Source organism: Kosakonia pseudosacchari (genome assembly GCF_015167415.1).
Lineage (GTDB): Bacteria > Pseudomonadota > Gammaproteobacteria > Enterobacterales > Enterobacteriaceae > Kosakonia > Kosakonia pseudosacchari.
Map to the genome: position 1 here is coordinate 749,709 of NZ_CP063425.1, position 23,359 is coordinate 773,067.

19 protein-coding genes are annotated in these 23,359 nt (G+C 54.8%); 10 read left to right on the forward strand and 9 right to left on the reverse strand.

Annotated features, from left to right (window positions below; genetic code table 11):
• Positions 1-13 precede the first annotated feature (13 nt).
• Positions 14-928 (forward strand): ribonucleoside hydrolase RihC, encoded by a 915-nt coding sequence (gene rihC / locus IP581_RS03495; protein WP_193821770.1) that lies wholly within the window; start codon positions 14-16, stop codon positions 926-928.
• Here rihC and IP581_RS03500 read toward each other — a convergent pair.
• A complete protein-coding gene (locus IP581_RS03500) occupies positions 892-1,824 on the reverse strand; it encodes a LysR family transcriptional regulator (protein ID WP_097401243.1) in 933 nt (310 codons plus the stop codon). The two genes, rihC and IP581_RS03500, sit on opposite strands and share 37 nt — an antisense overlap.
• Positions 1,825-1,917: 93 nt before the next feature.
• Between IP581_RS03500 and IP581_RS03505 the strand changes: the two genes are divergently transcribed.
• From IP581_RS03505 to folA, 8 genes are all read left to right on the forward strand, one after another.
• Positions 1,918-2,547 (forward strand): alanyl-tRNA editing protein, encoded by a 630-nt coding sequence (locus tag IP581_RS03505; RefSeq protein WP_193821771.1) that lies wholly within the window; start codon positions 1,918-1,920, stop codon positions 2,545-2,547.
• Between the two features lie 161 nt (positions 2,548-2,708).
• Positions 2,709-3,530 carry a 4-hydroxy-tetrahydrodipicolinate reductase gene (gene dapB, locus IP581_RS03510; RefSeq protein ID WP_193821772.1) on the forward strand — a complete coding sequence of 274 codons (822 nt, stop codon included), beginning with the start codon at positions 2,709-2,711 and terminating at the stop codon, positions 3,528-3,530.
• Between the two features lie 454 nt (positions 3,531-3,984).
• Entirely contained in the window at positions 3,985-5,133 is a 1,149-nt protein-coding gene (carA, locus tag IP581_RS03515) for a glutamine-hydrolyzing carbamoyl-phosphate synthase small subunit (protein WP_097401249.1), read from the forward strand.
• A gap of 16 nt (positions 5,134-5,149) precedes the next feature.
• A complete protein-coding gene (gene carB / locus IP581_RS03520) occupies positions 5,150-8,374 on the forward strand; it encodes a carbamoyl-phosphate synthase large subunit (RefSeq protein ID WP_086870458.1) in 3,225 nt (1,074 codons plus the stop codon).
• Positions 8,375-8,515: 141 nt separating this feature from the next.
• Positions 8,516-8,749, forward strand: coding sequence for a YgdI/YgdR family lipoprotein (locus IP581_RS03525; RefSeq protein WP_086870460.1), 234 nt, complete (start codon positions 8,516-8,518; stop codon positions 8,747-8,749).
• Positions 8,750-8,881: 132 nt separating this feature from the next.
• Entirely contained in the window at positions 8,882-9,412 is a 531-nt protein-coding gene (kefF, locus tag IP581_RS03530; protein ID WP_086870462.1) for a glutathione-regulated potassium-efflux system oxidoreductase KefF, read from the forward strand.
• The gene (kefC, locus tag IP581_RS03535) at positions 9,405-11,267 is read left to right on the forward strand and encodes a glutathione-regulated potassium-efflux system protein KefC (protein ID WP_193821773.1); all 1,863 of its coding nucleotides are present in this window, start codon (positions 9,405-9,407) and stop codon (positions 11,265-11,267) included. Before kefF ends, kefC begins: the two co-directional genes overlap by 8 nt.
• Positions 11,268-11,446: 179 nt before the next feature.
• Positions 11,447-11,926, forward strand: a complete 480-nt coding sequence (folA, locus tag IP581_RS03540; RefSeq protein WP_193821774.1) for a type 3 dihydrofolate reductase — start codon at positions 11,447-11,449, stop codon at positions 11,924-11,926.
• A gap of 66 nt (positions 11,927-11,992) precedes the next feature.
• On the opposite strand, the gene apaH is transcribed toward folA, so the two are convergent.
• Genes apaH through lptD form a run of 6 tightly spaced genes read right to left on the reverse strand, consistent with a single transcriptional unit; the run spans position 11,993 to position 18,695 of the window.
• A complete protein-coding gene (gene apaH, locus IP581_RS03545; RefSeq protein ID WP_193821775.1) occupies positions 11,993-12,841 on the reverse strand; it encodes a bis(5'-nucleosyl)-tetraphosphatase (symmetrical) ApaH in 849 nt (282 codons plus the stop codon).
• A gap of 4 nt (positions 12,842-12,845) precedes the next feature.
• Positions 12,846-13,223: a Co2+/Mg2+ efflux protein ApaG gene (gene apaG / locus IP581_RS03550; RefSeq protein ID WP_086870470.1), complete on the reverse strand. Its 378-nt coding sequence runs from the start codon at positions 13,221-13,223 to the stop codon at positions 12,846-12,848.
• A gap of 3 nt (positions 13,224-13,226) precedes the next feature.
• Positions 13,227-14,048 carry a 16S rRNA (adenine(1518)-N(6)/adenine(1519)-N(6))-dimethyltransferase RsmA gene (gene rsmA, locus IP581_RS03555; protein WP_193821776.1) on the reverse strand — a complete coding sequence of 274 codons (822 nt, stop codon included), beginning with the start codon at positions 14,046-14,048 and terminating at the stop codon, positions 13,227-13,229.
• Positions 14,045-15,031: a 4-hydroxythreonine-4-phosphate dehydrogenase PdxA gene (gene pdxA, locus IP581_RS03560; protein ID WP_193821777.1), complete on the reverse strand. Its 987-nt coding sequence runs from the start codon at positions 15,029-15,031 to the stop codon at positions 14,045-14,047. The genes rsmA and pdxA overlap by 4 nt, the downstream gene beginning before the upstream one ends.
• Positions 15,031-16,317 (reverse strand): peptidylprolyl isomerase SurA, encoded by a 1,287-nt coding sequence (gene surA / locus IP581_RS03565; protein ID WP_020456514.1) that lies wholly within the window; start codon positions 16,315-16,317, stop codon positions 15,031-15,033. Before surA ends, pdxA begins: the two co-directional genes overlap by 1 nt.
• 53 nt (positions 16,318-16,370) lie before the next feature.
• Positions 16,371-18,695: an LPS assembly protein LptD gene (lptD, locus tag IP581_RS03570; protein ID WP_193821778.1), complete on the reverse strand. Its 2,325-nt coding sequence runs from the start codon at positions 18,693-18,695 to the stop codon at positions 16,371-16,373.
• Positions 18,696-18,891: 196 nt separating this feature from the next.
• On the opposite strand from lptD, the gene djlA reads away from it, so the two are divergent.
• Entirely contained in the window at positions 18,892-19,713 is an 822-nt protein-coding gene (gene djlA, locus IP581_RS03575; RefSeq protein ID WP_097401258.1) for a co-chaperone DjlA, read from the forward strand.
• A 38-nt stretch (positions 19,714-19,751) separates the two neighbouring features.
• Here the strand turns inward: djlA and rluA are convergent, their stop codons facing one another.
• Together rluA and rapA are read right to left on the reverse strand one after the other, a co-directional pair.
• Positions 19,752-20,411, reverse strand: a complete 660-nt coding sequence (rluA, locus tag IP581_RS03580; RefSeq protein ID WP_193821779.1) for a bifunctional tRNA pseudouridine(32) synthase/23S rRNA pseudouridine(746) synthase RluA — start codon at positions 20,409-20,411, stop codon at positions 19,752-19,754.
• A 10-nt stretch (positions 20,412-20,421) separates the two neighbouring features.
• Positions 20,422-23,328: an RNA polymerase-associated protein RapA gene (gene rapA / locus IP581_RS03585; protein ID WP_193821780.1), complete on the reverse strand. Its 2,907-nt coding sequence runs from the start codon at positions 23,326-23,328 to the stop codon at positions 20,422-20,424.
• Positions 23,329-23,359 lie beyond the last annotated feature (31 nt).

Consider the following 23,359-nt stretch of genomic DNA (forward strand, 5'->3'; position numbering starts at 1 on the left):
TTGTGGAGGCGTTATGCGTTTACCCATGATTCTCGACACCGATCCCGGTATCGATGATGCCGTTGCCCTTGCCGCCGCGCTGTTCGCGCCACAGTGCGATCTCAAACTTATCACCACCGTTGCAGGTAATGTTTCGCTGGAAAAAACTACCCGCAATGCGCTGCAACTGCTTAATTTCTGGCATGCGGATATCCCGCTGGCGCAGGGGGCGGCTACACCACTGTTGCGCCCGCTATATAGCGCCGCTGACGTACATGGCGAGTCCGGTATGGATGGCTACGATTTTATTGAACATCAGCGTCAGCCATTGGCTATTCCTGCTTTTCAGGCCATGCGTGACGTACTACTGGCTTCTCCGGAACCGGTGACGCTGGTCACTATCGGCCCGTTAACCGACATTGCGCTATTGTTAACACACTACCCGGAGTGCCAGTTCAATATTCGCCGCCTGGTGATGATGGGCGGTTCTGCCGGGCGCGGCAATTTTACGCCCAATGCCGAATTTAATATTGCTATCGATCCCGAAGCCGCTGCGCGCGTGTTTACTAGCGGGCTGGAGATCGTGATGTGCGGGCTGGACGTGACTAATCGTGCGACGTTGACACCGGAATATCTGGCGGCGCTGCCAGCGCTCAACAACACCGGCAAAATGTTGCATGCCCTGTTTAGCCATTACCGTAGCGGCAGCATGGCGACCGGGCTGCGGATGCATGACCTTTGCGCTATCGCCTGGCTGGCACGTCCGGAACTGTTTACGCTGAAATCCTGCTTTGTTGCGGTGGAAACGCAGGGGCAATACACCGCCGGAACCACGGTAGTGGATATTGAAGGCAAACTGGGATTGCCGCCCAATGCGCAAGTTGCGCTGGATATCGATGTCGACGGCTTCCGTCACTGGGTGGCTGAAGTGCTGGCGCTGGCTCCCTGAGCGGCCATTTTCTCTGTCAGGTAATCGATCATTGCCCGCATTCTGGCGGGCATATGCTGGTTACGCATCCACAGCAACCACAGTTCACCGCTATAGCTGCTGATGAATTCCCACTCGGGTAAAACTTGCACAATCTCGCCACGGCTCAGCGCGTGTTGCGCGGTAAAGAGCGGAAGGCTGCCAATCCCCAAATGTCGTTTTACGGCATCCAGGCGGACACCGGTATGGTTAGCCGCATAGCGCCCTTGTGTGGTGATAGTTTCTGTTTTCCCGGCGCGACGGAATTTCCAGCGCGCATCCGCTGGCGTTTCGCCAAGGCTAATACAGCTATGTTCGCGCAGCGCCAGTGGTTGTAATGGCGTACCGTTGCGGCGCAGGTATTCAGGGGTCGCGCAAATGACATGCGTTACCGGCATTAATGCTCTGCCATACAGGCCTGGAGAGGGAGAGTGGGTTATGCGTAACGCCAAATCAACACCGCCGTCAATCAAATCAATGTAGCGATCTTCGAGGCGTAAACAGATATCCACTTGCGGGTAGCGCTGTAGAAATTCGGGGATCAGCGGATGGATAACAAAACTGCCCACCGCTTTGGGCACGCTGATAGTCAGCTTACCTTGTGCGATTTGTTGTGCGCTGCTACTGGAATCTATTGCCTGGCGAGCGGCGTCAAGCATGTCCAGCGCATGTTCATAGACACTTTTCCCCGTCTCGCTAAGCGCCAGTTTACGTGTCGTTCGGTGCAACAGTTTGCTGCCTAACTCGCGCTCAAGACGCGATACGCTGCGGCTGATAGCGGAAGGTGTGGCACCGGAAACCCGCGCAGCGGCGGAAAAACTGCCTTGTTCTACGATCAACACGAAGGTAGCAAGGTCGGGAAGCAGAGAAAGATTCATTTGTGCATACCAGGCAAAGGTGCAATGAATACATACAGGATTATCGCTTTGGGAGTATGAAATATACTCTTCTTCTTTAGAGGAGAACAGCCGATGACAGAACGTCTTTATTACACCCACGATGCGCTGGAATGCACCGCCCGGTTAATACGCACTAGCCTGCAGGATGATGGCCGTTATGCGGTGGTGCTGGATCAGACCCTTTTTCACCCACAGGGCGGTGGGCAGCCCGCGGATACAGGCTGGATCAATGGCGTCGTGGTTGAAAGTGTCCTTCAGCAAGATGACGAGATTATTCATCTCCTGGCCCAACCCTTGCCCCGCGAGGAGGTCACTTTACAGGTAGATGCGGTTTCCAGGGCGCTACACACCCAGTTACACTCCGCCGGGCATTTGGTTGGTTATGCGGGAGAGTTGCATGGCTGGCAACCGATTAAAGCGCACCACTGGCCGGGAGAAGGGCGGATTACATTTAACGCAACCGACAGTGCCAGCGTGCCTGATATTGATGCGCTCAGCGAGCACATCGCGCACTGGCAGGCGGCTGCATTGCCTCGCATTGTTACCTTCGACGCGGGACGTCGCACCGTGCGTTTTGGCGATCTTCCCGCCTATGGCTGCGGCGGAACCCATGTCCCCTCGCTGGCGGCGCTTGGTCAAGTGGTTATCAGTAATATTAAAATCAAAAAAGGTCAGCTTATTGTGTATTACACGGTGCAATGAGCCTTTCTGAACGCGCGCTTCGTCGTATCATGCCTTTTACTGATATTTCCGGCTGTATATCATTAATTTCTTATTATCGGTGTTTTCGGCTGGTGGCCCCGACACGGGCTGGTTAATCTGGAAACGATTCTTACGCATTTTTTTAACAAAAGAGCACAACTATGCATGATGCACCAATCCGCGTAGCCATCGCGGGTGCTGGCGGGCGTATGGGCCGCCAGCTGATTCAGGCAACACTGGCAATGGACGGCGTTGAACTTGGCGCGGCGCTGGAACGCGAAGGTTCTTCTCTGCTGGGAAGCGACGCCGGTGAACTGGCTGGCGCGGCGAAAACCGGTGTGACCGTGCAGAGCAGTCTTGAGGCGGTGAAAGAGGATTTCGATGTCTTTATCGATTTCACCCGCCCGGAAGGCACGCTGGCACATCTGGCTTTCTGCCGCCAGCACCATAAAGGAATGGTAATTGGCACCACCGGTTTTGATGACGCGGGCAAGCAGGCCATTACCGAAGCGGCACACGATATCGCCATTGTTTTTGCTGCCAACTTTAGCGTTGGCGTCAATGTCATGCTCAAACTGCTGGAGAAAGCGGCGAAAGTCATGGGGAATTACACCGATATCGAAATTATCGAAGCGCACCATCGCTACAAAGTCGATGCCCCGTCGGGTACGGCGCTGGCGATGGGTGAGGCGATTGCCGGGGCACTGAATAAAGATTTAAAAACGTGCGCGGTTTATGCGCGCGAAGGGCATACCGGCGAGCGTGTTCCCGGCACGATTGGCTTTGCCACGGTACGTGCAGGCGACATCGTCGGCGAACATACCGCGATGTTCGCCGATATTGGCGAACGTGTTGAAATCACACATAAAGCCTCCAGTCGCATGACGTTTGCCAATGGTGCGGTTCGCTCCGCTTTGTGGCTGAAAGGAAAGAATAATGGCCTTTTTGATATGCGGGATGTGCTTGATCTCAACAATTTATAAGGTTTATTACCCATCGTGATGTGGTTGTTGCAGTCATAATCAGTTGATTGCAAAGGGCAATATGTTATTGCCCTTTTATTTTTCCTTTTTCATCCTTCATTTTATACAAACCTGCCATAATCTCTGTTTATCTACCTGTTTTAAGTTTCTCAATTGTAAATTTTGACCATCTGGTCTACTTTTTTGATGTCCGCTGTTAGAAAATGCAATTTTCTCAGCGCGCAAGCGTTTTCCCGCTGAGTTTATCTGATCTTTTTATCGATTAAATCCAGTAAAAAGGGGCAGTGGCGTAAAAGAATAAGAAAAATACCGGAGAAAAGTTGACTTTTAACCGACATCTCTCCAGAATGCCGCCGTTTGCCAAAAATCCACGGCAAGCAAATTTGCATTGATTCAGGCTCTCAATATGAATTAATATGCAAATAAAGTGAGTGAATATTCTCTGGAGGGTGTTTTGATTAAGTCAGCGCTATTGGTTCTGGAAGACGGAACCCAGTTTCACGGTCGGGCCATAGGGGCAACGGGCACGGCGGTTGGGGAAGTCGTTTTCAATACTTCAATGACCGGTTATCAAGAAATCCTCACTGATCCTTCCTATTCCCGCCAAATTGTTACTCTTACTTATCCTCATATCGGCAATGTCGGCACTAACTCCGCTGATGAAGAATCCTCCCAGGTACATGCGCAAGGTCTGGTCATTCGTGACCTGCCGCTGATTGCCAGCAACTTCCGCAGTACCGAAGATCTCTCTTCTTATCTTAAGCGCCATAACATTGTGGCGATTGCGGATATTGATACCCGTAAGTTGACGCGTCTGCTGCGTGAAAAGGGCGCGCAGAACGGCTGCATCATCGCGGGTGATAACGTTGATGCCGCGCTGGCGCTGGAAAAAGCGAAAGCCTTCCCGGGCCTGAACGGTATGGATCTGGCGAAAGAAGTCACAACGGCGGAAACCTACAGCTGGACGCAAGGCAGCTGGACACTGGCGGATGACCTGCCGCCGGCGAAGAGCGAGAGTGAGTTGCCGTACCACGTTGTCGCATACGACTACGGTGCAAAACGCAACATCCTGCGCATGCTGGTAGACAGAGGCTGCCGCCTGACGGTCGTTCCGGCGAAAACCCCGGCGGCGGATGTGCTGAAACTCAATCCGGACGGCATCTTCCTGTCTAACGGTCCTGGCGACCCGGCACCGTGCGATTACGCCATCGAGGCGATTAAAACCTTCCTTGAAACGGATATTCCGGTGTTCGGTATCTGTCTGGGTCATCAGTTGCTGGCACTGGCGAGCGGTGCGAAGACGGTGAAAATGAAGTTTGGCCACCACGGCGGTAACCATCCGGTAAAAGATATCGATAACAATACCGTGATGATCACTGCGCAGAACCACGGTTTCGCGGTTGATGAAGCGTCAATGCCTGCAAACCTGCGCGTAACGCACAAATCGCTGTTCGATGGCACGTTGCAAGGCATTCACCGCACCGATAAACCGGCGTTTAGTTTCCAGGGGCACCCGGAAGCAAGTCCAGGCCCGCACGACGCCGCGCCGCTGTTTGACCACTTTATTGAGTTAATCGAGCAGTATCGTCATACCGCCAAATAATCAGGAGAAAAGAGCAATGCCAAAACGTACAGACCTAAAAAGCATCCTGATCCTTGGCGCTGGCCCGATTGTTATCGGCCAGGCATGTGAATTTGACTACTCTGGCGCACAAGCGTGTAAAGCGCTGCGTGAAGAGGGTTACCGCGTCATTCTGGTCAACTCCAACCCGGCGACCATTATGACCGACCCGGAGATGGCTGATGCGACCTATATCGAGCCGATCCACTGGGAAGTAGTACGCAAAATTATTGAAAAAGAGCGCCCGGACGCGGTGCTGCCGACCATGGGCGGCCAGACCGCGCTGAACTGCGCGCTGGAACTGGAACGCCAGGGCGTACTGGAAGAGTTTGGCGTCACCATGATTGGCGCGACTGCCGATGCGATTGATAAAGCGGAAGACCGCCGTCGCTTCGACATTGCGATGAAAAAAATCGGCCTTGATACGGCGCGTTCCGGTATCGCGCATACCATGGATGAAGCGCTGGCTGTCGCGGCTGATGTCGGTTATCCGTGCATTATTCGCCCCTCCTTTACCATGGGCGGCACCGGCGGCGGTATCGCCTATAACCGCGAAGAGTTTGAAGAGATCTGCGCCCGCGGGCTGGATCTCTCGCCGACCAATGAGCTGTTGATTGATGAGTCACTGATTGGCTGGAAAGAGTATGAGATGGAAGTGGTGCGCGATAAGAACGACAACTGCATCATTGTCTGCTCGATTGAAAACTTCGACGCCATGGGCATCCACACCGGTGATTCCATCACCGTCGCCCCTGCGCAAACGCTGACCGACAAAGAGTATCAAATCATGCGTAACGCCTCGATGGCGGTACTGCGTGAAATCGGCGTTGAAACCGGCGGGTCTAACGTGCAGTTCGCGGTGAACCCGAAAAATGGTCGCCTGATTGTTATCGAAATGAACCCGCGCGTATCGCGTTCTTCGGCGCTGGCGTCGAAGGCGACGGGTTTCCCGATTGCTAAAGTCGCGGCGAAACTGGCGGTGGGCTACACGCTGGATGAGCTGATGAACGACATCACCGGCGGGCGTACTCCGGCCTCGTTCGAACCATCTATCGACTATGTTGTGACCAAAATTCCTCGCTTCAACTTCGAGAAATTTGTGGGCGCGAATGACCGTCTGACCACGCAGATGAAATCTGTTGGTGAAGTGATGGCAATTGGCCGTACCCAGCAGGAATCAATGCAGAAAGCGCTGCGCGGCCTGGAAGTGGGCGCGACCGGTTTCGACCCGAAAGTGAGCCTTGACGACCCGGAAGCCCTGACGAAAATCCGCCGCGAACTGAAAGACGCGGGCGCTGAGCGTATCTGGTACATCGCCGATGCGTTCCGTGCGGGCTTATCTGTTGATGGCGTGTTCAACCTGACCAACATCGACCGCTGGTTCCTGGTGCAAATCGAAGAGCTGGTGCGCCTGGAAGAGCAGGTGGCAAGCGTGGGCATTAACGGCCTCGACGCTGACTTCCTGCGTACCCTGAAGCGTAAAGGCTTTGCCGATGCCCGTCTGGCAACCCTGGTCGGTGTGCGCGAAGCGGAAATCCGCAAACTGCGCGACCAGTACAACCTGCACCCGGTTTACAAGCGTGTGGATACCTGTGCGGCGGAGTTCGCGACCGATACCGCTTACATGTACTCCACCTATGAAGAAGAGTGCGAAGCTAACCCGAACCCGGATCGCGAAAAAATTATGGTGCTCGGCGGCGGGCCAAACCGTATCGGCCAGGGCATTGAGTTTGACTACTGCTGCGTACACGCATCATTGGCGCTGCGCGAAGATGGTTACGAGACCATCATGGTCAACTGTAACCCGGAAACTGTCTCGACCGATTACGACACGTCTGACCGTCTCTACTTCGAACCGGTTACTTTCGAAGATGTGCTGGAAATTGTGCGTATCGAAAAACCGAAAGGCGTTATCGTGCAGTACGGTGGGCAGACACCGCTGAAACTGGCGCGTGCGCTGGAAGCCGCCGGGGTACCGGTGATTGGCACCAGCCCGGACGCTATCGACCGTGCGGAAGACCGCGAGCGCTTCCAGCATGCGGTTGAACGCCTGAAACTGAAACAGCCTGCTAACGCCACAGTTACGGCGCTGGAGCAGGCAGTTGAGAAAGCGAAAGAGATTACTTACCCGCTGGTGGTGCGTCCTTCTTATGTCCTCGGTGGTCGCGCGATGGAAATCGTCTACGACGAAGTGGATCTGCGTCGCTACTTTATGACCGCGGTTAGCGTTTCCAACGACGCGCCGGTACTGCTGGATAAATTCCTCGACGACGCGGTGGAAGTGGATGTTGATGCGATTTGCGACGGCGAAACTGTGCTGATTGGCGGCATTATGGAGCATATCGAACAAGCGGGCGTACACTCCGGCGACTCCGCTTGTTCGCTGCCCGCTTACACCCTGAGCCAGGAAATTCAGGATGTGATGCGCCAGCAAGTGCAGAAACTGGCGTTTGAATTGCAGGTTCGCGGCCTGATGAACGTGCAGTTTGCGGTGAAAGATAACGAGGTTTACCTGATTGAAGTGAACCCGCGTGCCGCACGTACTGTTCCGTTCGTCTCCAAAGCCACCGGCGTACCGCTGGCGAAAGTGGCGGCGCGCGTGATGACCGGCAAAACGCTGGCTCAGCAAGGTCACACCAAAGAGATTATCCCGCCGTACTACTCGGTGAAAGAAGTGGTGCTGCCGTTTAACAAATTCCCTGGCGTTGACCCGCTGTTAGGGCCAGAAATGCGCTCTACCGGTGAGGTGATGGGTGTGGGACGTACGTTCGCCGAAGCCTTCGCCAAAGCGCAACTGGGCAGTAACTCGACCATGAAGAAACAGGGGCGCGCGCTGCTGTCGGTACGCGAGGGGGATAAAGAGCGCGTGGTGGATCTCGCCGCGAAGCTGCTGAAACAGGGCTTTGAGCTGGATGCGACCCACGGAACGGCGATTGTACTGGGTGAAGCGGGCATTAACCCGCGTCTGGTGAATAAGGTGCATGAAGGTCGACCGCACATTCAGGATCGTATTAAGAATGGCGAATATACCTACATCATCAACACCACGGCGGGGCGCCAGGCGATTGAGGATTCCAAGCTGATTCGCCGCAGCGCGCTGCAGTATAAAGTGCACTACGACACCACGCTGAACGGCGGCTTTGCTACCGCGATGGCGCTGAATGCCGATGCCACAGAAAAAGTGATTTCCGTACAGGAAATGCACGCGCAGATTAGCAAATAATCCGCTCCCCTCTCTCCCTTGTGGAGAGAGGGTTCTTTACTTCCCCCTTCAGAGTGTTCTGCATTTTCCCCATCGTTCAGTGAGTTAACCTAAAATGGCTTAACAGACGAATGAAATTCACTGGAAAGCAGGGAGATAACCATGCGAACTAAACTTCTGATGACCTCGATTTTTACTGCAGCAGCACTGTTTACCGTTGCCGGGTGCTCCTCCAACCAGGCAGTACGCACGACTGATGGCCGCACCATTGTGACCGACGGCAAACCGCAGGTTGATGATGACACCGGGCTGGTTTCTTATAAAAATGCCGAAACCGGAAAAACCGAGCAGATTAACCGCGATCAGGTGAAAAACATGAGCGAACTGGATAACTAATCCCTTCCTCACTTGCGGTGGCTCCGGCTGCCGCATGCCTTTCCGCTATTCCCGCACAGATTGCCGCTTTTAGCCAGACGATTAACTGACTACACTTTCAAGAAAAAGCGTGTAGTGAAAACAGGTTAATCAATGATCCTCATAATTTATGCCCATCCTTATCCGCAGCATTCTCATGCGAATAAGCGCATGATTGAGCAGGCAGGGACGCTGGAAAACGTTGAAATACGTTCTCTTTACGAACTCTATCCTGACTTCAATATTGACGTCGCCGCCGAGCAGGAGGCGATTTCCCGTGCCGATTTGGTTATCTGGCAACACCCGATGCAGTGGTACAGCGTGCCGCCATTATTCAAACTCTGGCTGGATAAAGTGCTGGCGCACGGCTGGGCGTATGGTCACGGTGGAACCGCGCTTCACGGCAAAAATGTGCTGTGGGCGGTGACAACGGGTGGGGATGACCACCATTTTGATATCGGCTCGCACCCTGGTTTTGATGTGCTTTCCCAGCCGCTGCAGGCGACAGCGCTTTATTGCGGGATGAACTGGCTGCCGCCTTTTGCCGTGCACTGTACGTTTATCTGCGACGATGAGACGTTGCAGGCGCAGGCGCGCCATTACAAACAACGTTTACTGGAGTGGCAGGAGGTGCAGCATGGATAGCCATTCGTTAATTCAGGCGCTGATCTATCTCGGGTCGGCGGCGCTGATCGTGCCGATCGCCATGCGCCTGGGGCTGGGGTCAGTGCTTGGTTATCTGATTGCCGGGGGCATTATTGGCCCGTGGGGATTGCGGCTGGTAACTGACGCGGAATCAATTCTCCATTTTGCGGAAATCGGCGTCGTACTGATGCTGTTCGTGATTGGCCTTGAACTCGATCCGCAGCGTTTATGGAAACTGCGTGCCTCGGTGTTTGGCGGCGGCGCGTTGCAAATGGCCAGTTGTGGGTTATTGCTCGGCGGGTTTTGTGCGCTTCTCGGACTCCCGTGGCCGGTTGCGGTATTAATTGGTCTGACGCTGGCGTTGTCATCAACAGCAATTGCCATGCAGGCGATGAATGAGCGCAACCTTACCGTATCGCAAATGGGGCGCAGCGCCTTTTCCGTGCTGTTGTTCCAGGATATTGCCGCGATCCCGTTGGTGGCGATGATCCCTTTGCTGGCTGCCAGCGGTGGGGCGATGACGCTCAGTGCCTTCGCGCTTTCAGCGCTCAAAGTGGTTGCCGCTCTGACGCTGGTGGTGCTGATCGGGCGCTATGTTGCCCGCCCGGCGTTGCGCTTCGTTGCGCGATCCGGTTTACGGGAAGTGTTCTGCGCCGTGGCACTGTTCCTGGTCTTTGGTTTCGGCTTATTGCTGGAAGAGGCGGGGCTGTCGATGGCAATGGGCGCGTTTCTTGCCGGTGTGTTGCTTGCCAGCTCCGAATATCGCCATGCGCTGGAAAGCGATATTGAACCCTTTAAAGGCTTGCTGCTTGGGCTGTTTTTTATCGGCGTGGGAATGTCGATTGACTTCGGCACGCTGGTGACGCATCCACTGCGCATCTTACTGTTGCTGGTCGGTTTTTTGGTGATCAAAAGCGCGGTGCTGTGGTTGATTGCCCGTCCGTTACGCGTTCCCGGCAAGCAGCGGTTATGGTTTGCCGCCCTGCTTGGGCAGGGAAGTGAGTTCGCCTTTGTGGTGTTTGGTACCGCGCAAACCGCGCAGGTGCTGGATAGCGAATGGGCGAAAGCGTTAACTCTGACGGTCGCGTTGTCGATGGCTGCAACGCCGCTGCTACTGGTGCTGTTGGCCCGTCTTGAAGCATCCGGCAGTCAGCAGGAGCGCGAAGCGGACGAAATCGACGAGGAAGAAGCGCGGGTTATTATTGCCGGGTTCGGACGTTTCGGGCAGATCGCCGGGCGTTTGTTGCTCTCCAGCGGCGTGAAGATGGTGGTTCTGGATCACGATCCCGATCATATTGAAACGCTGCGTAAATTCGGCATGAAGGTGTTTTATGGCGATGCGACACGCGTTGATTTGCTGGAATCCGCCGGTGCCGGGCGGGCAGAAGTATTAATTAATGCCATCGACGATCCGCAGGCCAGCCTACAATTAACGGAGCTGGCGAAAGAGCACTTTCCGGATCTGCGCATTATTGCCCGCGCCCGCGATGTCGATCACTACATTCGCTTGCGCCAGGCGGGTGTCGAGAAACCGGAGCGTGAAACCTTCGAAGCGGCGTTGAAAACCGGAAGGCTGGCGCTGGAAGGGTTGGGGCTTGGTTCGTATGAAGCGCGTGAACGCGCCGATCATTTCCGTCGTTTCAACACCGCGATGGTGGAAGAGATGGCGCAGGTGGAAAACGATACGCAGGCGCGCGCGGCGGTGTTTAAACGCACCAGCGCGATGCTGACGGAGATCATTTCGGAAGACAGAGCGCATCTGTCATTAACCCAGCGCCACGGCTGGCAAGGTACGGAAGAGGGGCGTCATACGGGCGATCCCGCAGACGAGCCGGCAGTTAAACCGCAAGCGTAAATCGTCGCTTACGGATAACGTGCTGATTCAACACGGCTGGAAAGCTGGCGGTGCAGATTCGGGGTGCGGTGCCGCCAGCAGAATAGAAAATTTTCTTATTCTTTACCTCGCGCCCCGTCGACGAAAGATTGCGCTTTCCGTATAGTGGCGACAATTTTTTGGCTTCCAGGAATGAATAAATGATCAGTCTGATTGCGGCGTTGGCAGTGGATCGCGTCATCGGCATGGAGAATGCAATGCCGTGGAATTTACCTGCCGATCTCGCCTGGTTTAAACGCAATACCTTAAACAAACCGGTAGTCATGGGGCGCCTGACGTGGGAATCCATCGGTCGTCCGCTGCCGGGGCGTAAGAACATTGTGATCAGTAGCCAGCAGGGTACTGACGACCGCGTGCAGTGGGTGAAATCCGTTGATGAAGCGATTGCACAATGCGGTGACGCTGAAGAGATCATGGTGATTGGCGGTGGTCGTGTTTACGAGCAGTTTCTGCCGAAAGCGCAGCGTTTGTATCTGACGCACATTGATGCGGAAGTGGAAGGTGATACCCATTTCCCGGATTACGATCCAGATGACTGGGATTCCGTGTTCAGTGAGTTCCACGATGCGGACGCGCAGAATTCTCACAGCTATTGTTTCGAGATCCTCGAGCGCCGTTAATTCACTGCGCTACGGCCGTGGTTGCACGGTTCTTCTCTTTCCCCGGCCCAGGCCGGGGAAATGATTTCAGGAGGCAATTGCCTCGCCGTCGCCCAAATCCATCTGGCGGTTCGACGCTTGCGTGAAGTACTGTTTATCTTCCCAGCGCAGGCAGGTCAGCACGCCACCCCAGCAGCAGCCCGTATCCAGCGCGTAGATGCCTTCAGGCGTCCCTGCGCCTTCCAGTGATGCCCAGTGACCAAAAGCGATGCTGTACTCTTGCGCTACCGGTCCCGGAATTGAAAACCACGGTTTTAGCGGCGCGGGTGCGTTCTCAGGGATGTCTTTGCAGTACATATCGAGCTGCCCGTTCGGGAAGCAGTAGCGCATGCGGGTAAAGGCATTGGTGATAAAGCGCAGGCGGGCAAGACCGCTGAGCTCAGGCGTCCAGTGGTTCGGCAGATCGCCGTACATGGCGTCGAGAAAAAGCGGATAAGAGTCGCTCGACAACACGGCTTCAATATCACGCGCGCAATGTTTAGCCGTTTCCATATCCCATTGCGGGGTGATCCCGGCGTGCGCCATCACCAGTTTTTTCTCTTCGTCAATTTGCAGCAGTGGCTGGCGGCGCAGCCAGTTAATTAGCTCGTCGGCGTCGTGCGCTTCCAGCAGTGGGGTAAGCCGGTCTTTGGGCTTGTTGCGGCTGATGCCGGCGTAAACAGCTAGCAGGTGCAAATCGTGATTACCCAGCACGATACGTACGCTGTCACCAAGTGATTTGACGAAGCGCAATACCTCAAGCGAGCCAGGGCCGCGTGCGACCAGATCGCCCGTCAGCCATAAGGTGTCCTGCTCAGGTGAAAATTCAACCTGTTTTAACAGCGCGACGAGTTCATCGTAGCAACCATGAACGTCACCAATAAGGTATGTAGACATTGTATTAATGGATAAGTGTTGGAACGGCGAGTCGGAAGACCGGAATAGCGATGCGGAAGGTTTCTCCCTGCGCATCGATCATTTCGTAGTGGCCTTGCATGGTGCCCAGCGGCGTTTCAATCACCGCGCCGCTGGTATATTGATATTCGCCGCCTGGCTCAATGTGCGGCTGTACACCAACCACACCTTCGCCCTGAACTTCCGTTGCGCGGCCATTTCCATTGGTGATAAGCCAGTAGCGCTTGAGCAACTGGACAGGGGTTCGCCCCAGGTTCCGGATGGTAATGGTGTAAGCGAAAACATAGCGTTCATCGTCGGGAGCGGACTGAGACTCGATGTAGATGCTTTGTACCTGAACACAAACTCGGGGCGAATTGCTCATACGTTAACTCTCCTTCGGCGGCGCATTCTCAGTCAGGTAGTTCGCCAACTGGCAATATTGCGCAACAGAAATATTTTCCGCGCGCATCGCCGGATCGATACCTAACGACGCCAGCACTTCAACGGTAAAGACGTTGCCGAGGCTGTTGCGAATGGTTTTACGACGCTGGTTAAACGCTTCGGTGGTAATGCGGCTCAGCGTGCGGATCTCTTTCACCGGATGCGGTAATTGAGTGTGCGGCACCAGACGAACCACAGCAGAATCCACTTTTGGCGGCGGCGCAAACGCGGTGGGCGGTACTTCCAGCACCGGAATAACCTGGCAATAGTACTGCGCCATCACGCTCAATCGACCATACGCCTTACTGTTTGGCCCTGCAACCAGGCGATTCACCACCTCTTTTTGCAGCATAAAGTGCATGTCGGCAATGGCATCAGTATAGCTAAACAGATGGAACATCAACGGCGTGGAGATGTTATACGGCAAGTTACCGAAAACACGCAGCGGCTGACCTATCGTTTTTGAGAGTTCACCGAAATCCATGGTCATTGCATCTTGCTGATAAATAGTCAGTTTAGGTGCAAGGAATGGGTGTGTTTGCAGGCGTGCAGCCAGGTCGCGGTCAAGCTCAATGACCGTTAATTTATCCAGACGTTCGCCCACCGGTTCGGTGAGCGCGCCAAGGCCTGGGCCGATTTCGACCATAGCCTGACCCTTTTGCGGGTTGATGGCCGAGACGATGCTGTCGATCACGAACTGGTCGTGGAGAAAGTTTTGCCCGAAGCGTTTGCGGGCTAAATGGCCCTGATGGACGCGAGTATTCATTGAGTATTAACAATCATTTTGATGGCGAGATTAAGCGCCGTAATAAAACTGCCGACATCCGCTGTTCCTTTGCCCGCGAGTTCAAGTGCGGTGCCGTGGTCGACGGATGTACGAATAAAGGGTAAACCGAGGGTAATATTCACGCCGCGGCCAAAGCCCTGGTATTTTAGCACGGGCAGACCCTGATCGTGGTACATCGCCAGTACGGCGTCGGCATTATCAAGGTATTTGGGCTGAAAAAGCGTGTCGGCAGGCAGCGGACCGCTTAAATTCATACCCTGCGCGCGCATTTCATTGAGCACCGGAATGATGGTATCAATCTCTTCCGTTCCCATGTGGCCACCTTCACCGGCATGCGGGTTCAGGCCGCAGACCAGAATATGCGGTTGGGCGATACCAAACTTCTGTTGCAGGTCCGTGTGCAGAATGCCGATCACTTCCCGCAATAAATCAGGCGTAATGGCGTCAGCCACCGCTTTGATGGGCAAGTGTGTGGTCGCCAGCGCCACGCGTAGCTCTTCGGTCGCCAGCATCATCACCACTTTGGCGGCGTGAGAGCGCTCTTCGAAAAACTCCGTGTGACCGGTAAACGGCGTGCCTGAATCGTTGATCACCCCTTTATGCACCGGACCGGTAATCAGCGCGGCAAATTCGCCATTCAGACAACCGTCGCACGCGCGGGCGAGGGTATCAACAACGTAAGCGCCATTAAGTGTATTAAGTACGCCAGCGGTGACGGGCGCATGCAAAGGGATGGGCAACAGCGTTAATGTGCCCGCTCGTTGCGGTACTGCTGCGGCTGTTGGATCGTAACCGCGCAGCTGAAGCGGTAGACCGAGCCGCGAGGCCCGGTCGGTCAGCAGCGTTGCGTCTGCACAGATAACCAGTTCAACCGGCCAGTCGCGCTGGGCGAGTTGCACTACCAGATCCGGGCCAATCCCGGCGGGTTCGCCGGGAGTGATAACGACACGCTGTGTTTTCATTAGTTGCTCAGAATCTTGACGTAGGCGCTGGCACGCTGTTCCTGCATCCAGGTTGCCGCCTCTTCAGAGAACTTACGGTTCATCAGCATGCGATAGGCTCTGTCTTTTTGCGCCGCGTCGGTTTTGTCAACGTTACGGCTATCCAGCATTTCGATCAGGTGCCAGCCAAAGGAGGAGTGAACCGGGCCGCTCATCTGGCCGCGTTTCAGCTTCATCAGCGCATCGCGGAAGGCCGGATCGTAAATATCCGCAGACGCCCAGCCGAGATCGCCGCCCTGGTTTGCAGAACCCGGATCCTGAGAGAACTCTTTCGCCGCGTTAGCAAAAGTAGTTTTGCCACTCTTAATATCGGCTGCGATCTGTTCCAGTTTCACACGTGCTTGATCGTCGCTCATGATCGGCGACGGTTTCAGCAGAATATGACGGGCATGAACTTCTGTCACAGAGATGCTCTGCGTCTGACCGCGCAGATCGTTCACTTTCAGGATATGGAAGCCAACGCCCGAGCGGATTGGGCCAATGACATCGCCTTTTTTCGCCGTACTCAGCGCCTGAGCAAAAATGCTTGGCAGTTCCTGAATTCGACCCCAGCCCATCTGACCGCCTTTCAGTGCTTGCTGATCGGCAGAGTAAGTGATGGCCAGTTTGCCAAAATCACCGCCGTTACGAGCCTGTTCCACAATAGATCGCGCCTGACTTTCCGCTTCATTCACTTGATCAGAAGTTGGGTTTTCCGGCAGTGGGATCAGAATGTGGCTCAGATTCAGCTCGGTGCTGGCATCATTCTGGTTGCCTACCTGTTGTGCCAGGGCTTCGACTTCCTGTGGCAGCACCGTGACACGACGGCGCACTTCGCTGTTACGCACTTCGGAGATGATCATCTCTTTGCGGATCTGATTACGGTAGGTGCTGAAATTCACCCCGTCATAGGCCAGACGGCTACGCATCTGATCCATCGTCATGTTGTTCTGTTTGGCTATGTCGGCGATGGCGGCGTCGAGCTGTTCGTCAGTCACTTTGACGCCCATTTTCGTGCCCATCTGCAAAATGATTTGATCCATGATCAGACGTTCAAGGATCTGGTGGCGCAGCGTTGCGTCGTCCGGTAACTGCTGCCCCGCCTGGCCTGCGTTGGCCTTCACGGATTGCATCAAACCATCAACGTCACTTTCCAGCACCACGCCGTTATTGACCACGGCGGCGACTTTATCAACAACCTGAGGCGCGGCAAAACTGGTATTCGCAACCATAGCGATACCGAGAAGCAGCGTTTTCCAGTTCTTCATACCTTTTCCATTTCAATTAACCGCAATGCGGATTACGTTGCAAATCAAACAAATCACAGTGAGCTACGGTACGGCAGAATGTTCGAACGCAGCATTTGTTGCGTTCCCAGGCCGTAGTTGGAGCTCAAGCCACGCAGCTCAATGTTGAAGCCGATGACTTTGTCATATTTGCTTTGTTCATTTTCCCAGCCGTTGATTTTGCGCTCATAGCCAACGCGAATCGCATAACAGCAGGAGTTATATTGCAGACCCACCATCTGATCGGCAGGTTTACTGGTATTGGTATCGAAATAGTACGCACCAACGATGGACCAGCGGTCCGCAATCGGCCAGCTTCCAGCTGCGCCCACCTGCGAAATACCATCTTTATACTGCGCTGCGGTTGCATAGTTTGGCAGCGTAGCCTGAATGTATTCCGGGCTGGCGTAACGGTAGCTCAATTGCAGCATACGGTCTTCATCGCGGCGATACTCCAGCGACGAGCTGCTGTTAGCGATATTATTCAGACGGGTGTCGTACTGCACCCCGCCGCGCAGACCCCAACGATCGGAGATACGCCAGTACGTATCGCCCGCCCACACCAGCGAACCTGTTTTGTTGTCTTTCTCCCAGTTAATGTTGTCATCACCGGTACGGGACTCGGTGAAATAGTAGATTTGACCAACAGAAACGTTAAAACGTTCAACTGCCGCTTCATCATAAATGCGGGTTGTGACGCCGGTAGTAACCTGGTTTGCTGATGCGATACGATCCAGACCGCCATAAGTGCGATCGCGGAACAGCCCGCTGTAGTCGGATTGCAGCAGTGAGGAGTCGTAATTGTTGATGTGGCTCTGATCGCGATACGGCACATAAAGATACTGAGCACGTGGCTCCAGCGTTTGGGTGTAGCCCTCCGCCCAGTTCATATCGCGCTCAAACACCAGTTTACCGTCCGTTTTAAATTGCGGCATAACGCGGCTAACGGACTCTTTGTAATTGGTGTTCTCAATGTTGCTTTGCTGGTAGTGGGTCGCCAACATTTTCACTTCAGTGTTCAGACTGCTCCATTCATTAGACACTGGCAGACTGAGCGTTGGTTCCAGATGAACACGGGTCGCTTCCGGTCGGCTGGAGTTAGTATTGGTAAATTTCACTGCCTGGCCGTACATGCGGAAATCAAACGGACCAAGATCGTTGTGATACCAGTTAACATCCACCTGCGGCAGCGCCGAGTAAGAGTTGCTATTCTCGCGGTTAAAGACCTGGAACTGCTTAGTTGAAACGGTAGCGTTAAAATTTTCTACGCCATAGCCTACGCGGAATATCTGTGTCGCGTAACCATCCGTACTTGAGCCATATTTTGAATCGAAGTCATTAAAATAGTGCGGATCGCTTACTTTCGTGTAGTTCGCGCTGAAGCGCCACACTTGATCCATCACCCCACCATGTTGCCAGTAAAATAACCAGCGATGACGATTCCCTTCAGACTGGTATTCATCTTCATAGACTTTATCTGACGGCAGATAGTCAAATTCGACCAGGCCAGCACCAGCCTGAGTCAGATAGCGGAATTCGTTTTCCCATTGCACGTTGCCGCGCTTATGGATGTAGTGCGGCGTAATTGTCGCATCCATATTCGGCGCAATGTTCCAGTAGTACGGCAGATAGAACTCGAAATAGTTCGTCGTGCTGTACTTGGCATTGGGGATCAGGAAACCTGAACGGCGCTTGTCACCAATAGGCAACTGCAAATATGGGCTGTAGAAGACTGGCACCGGGCCGAGCTTAAAGCGCGCATTCCAGATTTCCGCAACCTGCTCCTGGCGATCCTGAATAACTTCGCTGCCGACAACGCTCCAGGTGTTTGACCCAGGCAGGCAGGAGGTAAACATCCCATTGTCGAGAATGGTGTAGCGGTTTTGTCCACGCTGCTTCATCAGATCAGCGGTACCGCGGCCCTGACGCCCCACCATCTGGTAATCACCTTGCCAGACGTTGGTGTCTTTGGTGTTCAGGTTTGACCAACCTTTCGGACCTTTCAGGATGACCTGATTATCGTCATAGTGCACATTACCGAGTGCATCCACTGTGCGAACCGGGTCCGTCTGACCTTCCGGCTGCTGCTGATGAAGCTGCACCTCATCGGCCTGCAAACGGCTATTTCCCTGATTAATATCGACATTACCGGTAAAAACGGCATCGTCAGGGTAGTTGCCTTTTGCGTGATCGGCATTGATCGTCACCGGCAAATTATTGGTGTCGCCCTGTACCAGGGGGCGGTTGTAGCTGGGAACGCCAAGCATACACTGCGAGGCAAGATCGGCTGCCATCCCCTGCTGGCTGTAAAGGGCGGAGCCAATCATGGTGGCCAGGAGGGTGGGGATACGTTTTTTCATACGTTGTATTTGTTGTTCCGTCATCTGTGGCTTTACGCTGGCAAACGGTCTGAGACTAACTTACTCGCCTTTGCAACGCTAGTTTTAATCCTGCCCGCGTTCGAGCCAGGAAGAGAAGACTGCGCCTGTGCATGGCATAGAATGACGGGTATGATAAAGCAAATTTTAGCCGACGGCATGACGATTTGGGGAGTATATGCAGTATTGGGGGAAAGTGGTTGGGGTTGTCATCGCTCTTTTCATGGGCGGCGGCTTTTGGGGCGCGGTTCTTGGGTTGTTAATCGGGCACTTTTTTGACAAGGCGCGCAGCCGGAAAATGGCGTGGTTTGCCAACCAGCGGGAACGTCAGACGCTTTTTTTCGCCACCACCTTCGAGGTGATGGGGCATCTAACCAAATCGAAAGGCCGGGTGACCGAAGCGGATATCCAGGTCGCCAGCCTGTTTATGGATCGCATGAACCTGCACGGCGAGTCGCGCAGCGCAGCGCAGCAGGCGTTTCGCGTCGGCAAAACGGATAATTACCCGTTACGCGACAAGATGCGTCAGTTTCGCAGCGTCTGCTTCGGACGTTTCGACTTGATTAGGATGTTTCTGGAAATACAAATCCAGGCGGCCTTCGCCGATGGCTCTTTGCACCCCAGCGAACGCGAAGTGCTGTACGTTATCGCTGAGGAGCTTGGGATTTCGCGTCTGCAATTCGATCAGTTTCTGCGCATGATGCAGGGCGGGGCGCAGTTTGGCGGTGGTTATCAGCATCAGCAGCAAGCGGGCGCTGGTGGCTGGCAGCAGGCGCAACGAGGCCCGACGCTGGAAGATGCCTGTAATGTGCTGGGTGTGAAGCCGTCAGATGATGCGACCACCATCAAGCGTGCCTACCGTAAGCTGATGGGCGAGCATCACCCGGACAAACTGGTGGCGAAAGGGCTGCCGCCGGAGATGATGGAGATGGCGAAACAAAAAGCGCAGGAAATTCAGAAGGCTTACGAGTTAATTCGCGAGCAGAAGGGTTTTCGTTAACCGTATAAGGTTCCCCGGCGGCAAAGCCGGGGAACCTTTTAAAAATCCACTGGTGCCTTAAACGTCATGCTGTTGCCAAACGCCGGATGGGTGATGGTCAGCGTCTCTGCATGCAGCAGCAAACGCGGTGCCATTGCCAGCGCGTCTGGCGTAGCGTAAAAACGGTCACCGAGAATCGGGTGACCTAACGCTAACATATGCACGCGTAGCTGATGCGAGCGCCCGGTAATCGGCTTCAGACGGACGCGAGCGGTGCCATCTTCCTCAAACGCCAGCACTTCATACTCGGTCTGCGCCGCTTTGCCGGTTTCAAAACACACTTTCTGCTTTGGTCGGTTCGGCCAGTCGCAAATCAGCGGTAAATCCACCAGCCCTTCGGCTTTTTCCGGGTGACCCCAAACGCGCGCCAGATACTGCTTTTTCGGCTCACGTTCGCGGAACTGGCGCTTTAACTCACGCTCGGCATCTTTGGTGAGCGCCACCACAATCACACCGCTGGTCGCCATATCCAGGCGATGTACGGATTCAGCCTGCGGGAAGTCGCGCTGAATCCGCGTCATCACGCTGTCTTTGTGCTCATCCAGACGCCCTGGCACCGACAACAAGCCACTGGGCTTGTTGACGACCATAATGTGTTGATCCTGATACAGAATTACCAGCCAGGGATCCTGCGGCGGATTGTAGGGTTCCATCACCATTGGGGCTCCGTTATTGGTGCGTCACGACAATCAAACGCAGCGCATCAAGCCGCCAGCTTGCCTGCGCCAGGCTTTCCAGTACTTGCAGACGGTTGGTCTCAATCGCGGCCAGTTCATCGTCGCGGATGTTTGGGTTAACCGCTTTTAACGCTTCCAGGCGCGCCAGTTCCGCCGACAGTTTTTCATCCGCTTCGCTGCGCGCGGCGTCAATCAGCGCGCGTGCGGCGGCTTCCACCTGCGTTTCGCCTTTTTGCAAAATGGTGTGAACCTCCTGCTGCACCGCGTTCACCAGTTTGCTGCCGGTATGGCGATTCACTGCGCTAAGCTGGCGGTTGAAACTTTCGAACTCCACTTGGGCCGCGAGGTTGGTGCCGTTTTTATCTACCAGCAGGCGGATCGGCGTCGACGGCAAGAAGCGATTAAGTTGCAGCTGCTTCGGCGCCTGCGCTTCCACCACGTAGATCAGCTCCAGCAGCAGCGTACCAACCGGTAGCGCTTTGTTTTTCAGTAGCGAAATCGTACTGCTACCGGTATCGCCAGAAAGGATCAGATCCAGACCGTTACGAATGATCGGATGTTCCCAGGTGACAAACTGCGCGTCTTCGCGCGAAAGCGCGACGTCACGATCGAAAGTGATGGTGCAGCCATCTTCCGGCAGGCCCGGGAAGTCCGGCACCAGCATATGATCCGATGGCGTCAGCACGATCATGTTTTCACCGCGATCGTCCTGGTTAATGCCAATGATATCGAACAGATTCATGGCGAAGGCAATAAGCGCCGTGTCGTCGTCCTGCTCGGCAATGCTTTCCGCCAGCGCCTGTGCTTTCTCACCGCCGTTAGAGTGGATCTCCAGCAAGCGGTCGCGGCCTTGTTCCAGCTGTGCTTTTAGCGCGTCGTGCTGCTCACGGCAGGTTTTGATCAACTGATCAAAACCGTCGGTATCTTCCGGTGCCGCCAGGTAGTTAATCAGCTCATTGTGGACGCTATCGTAGATTGTGCGCCCTGTCGGGCAGGTGTGCTCGAAGGCGTCCAGCCCTTCGTGATACCAGCGCACCAGTACGGACTGCGCGGTTTTTTCCAGATAAGGCACGTGGATCTGGATATCGTGCGCCTGACCAATACGATCCAGACGGCCGATACGCTGCTCCAGCAGATCCGGGTTAAACGGCAGATCGAACATCACCAAATGGCTGGCGAACTGGAAGTTACGCCCTTCAGAGCCGATCTCCGAACACAATAGCACCTGCGCGCCGCTATCTTCTTCACCAAACCATGCCGCTGCACGGTCGCGTTCAATAATCGACATACCTTCATGGAACACCGCCGCACGGATGCCTTCACGTTCGCGCAACACCTGCTCCAGTTGCAGCGCGGTGGCGGCTTTGGCGCAGATCACCAACACTTTTTGCGAACGGTGGCTGGTAAGGTAGCCCATCAGCCACTCAACGCGCGGATCGAAGTTCCACCATGTTCCGGTATCGCCTTCAAATTCCTGATAAATCTGCTCCGGATAGAGCATATCGCGGGCGCGCTCTTCCTGGCTTTTACGTGCGCCCATAATGCCGGAGACTTTAATCGCCGTCTGATACTGCGTCGGCAGCGGAAGCTTAACGGTGTGCAGTTCGCGTTTCGGGAAACCTTTTACACCGTTACGGGTGTTGCGGAACAGCACACGGCTGGTGCCGTGTCGGTCCATCAGCATAGAAATCAGTTCCTGGCGCGCGGCAGTCGCGCCTTCGCGATCACTGTTGGCGGTTTGCAGCAGCGGTTCGATATCCTGCTCGCCCACCAGATCGCTCAACATATTGAGATCATCGTTACTCAGGCGTTCACCTGCCAGCAGCAGGGCAACAGCATCGGCGACCGGACGGTAGTTTTGCTGCTCTTCCACAAACTGGGCGAAATCATGGAAACGGTTCGGGTCCAGCAAGCGCAGGCGGGCAAAGTGGCTCTCCATCCCCAATTGTTCCGGGGTGGCCGTCAGCAGCAGAATGCCCGGTACGCGCTCGGCCAGTTGCTCAATTGCCTGATATTCACGGCTGGCTTCGTTTTCGCTCCACACCAGATGGTGTGCTTCGTCGACCACCAGCAGATCCCATTCGGCATCACACAGGTGCTCCAGGCGCTGCTTGTTACGGCGCACGAAATCGAGCGAGCAAATCACCAGTTGCTCGGTATCGAACGGGTTGTCGGCATCGTGCTGTGCTTCGGCGTAACGTTCATCATCAAACAGGGAGAAACGCAGGTTGAAGCGGCGCAGCATCTCAACCAGCCACTGATGTTGCAGGGTTTCCGGTACCACGATCAGCACGCGTTCAGCCGCGCCTGCAAGCAACTGTTGATGCAGGATCATCCCGGCTTCGATGGTTTTCCCAAGACCCACTTCATCCGCCAGCAGCACGCGCGGCGCATGGCGACGACCCACATCGTGAGCGATATGCAACTGGTGCGGGATCAGGTTGGTGCGCTGACCGCGCAAGCCGCTCCACGGCATGCGGTACTGTTCACTTTGGTATTTACGCGCGCGAAAACGCAGCGCGAAGCGATCCATACGGTCGATCTGCCCGGCGAATAAGCGGTCTTGCGGTTTGCTGAACACCAGTTTGCTGTCGAGTAACACTTCGCGCAGGGTGACATTGCTTTCCTGCGTATCCAGGCGTGTGCCGGTGTAAGCGAGCAGCCCGTTTTCCTCTTTTACGTCTTCAATTGTGAGCTGCCAGCCATCATGGCTGGTCACCGTATCACCGGGGTTGAACATCACACGGGTAACCGGAGAGTCGCTGCGAGCGTATAGACGGTTTTCACCCGTTGCCGGAAAAAGGAGGGTGACCGTGCGCGCATCCATTGCGACGACTGTGCCAAGTCCGAGTTCGCTTTCCGTGTCGCTAATCCAGCGTTGACCAAGTGTAAAGGGCATAAATGAACTCTATATCTCAAATTGCAGGCAA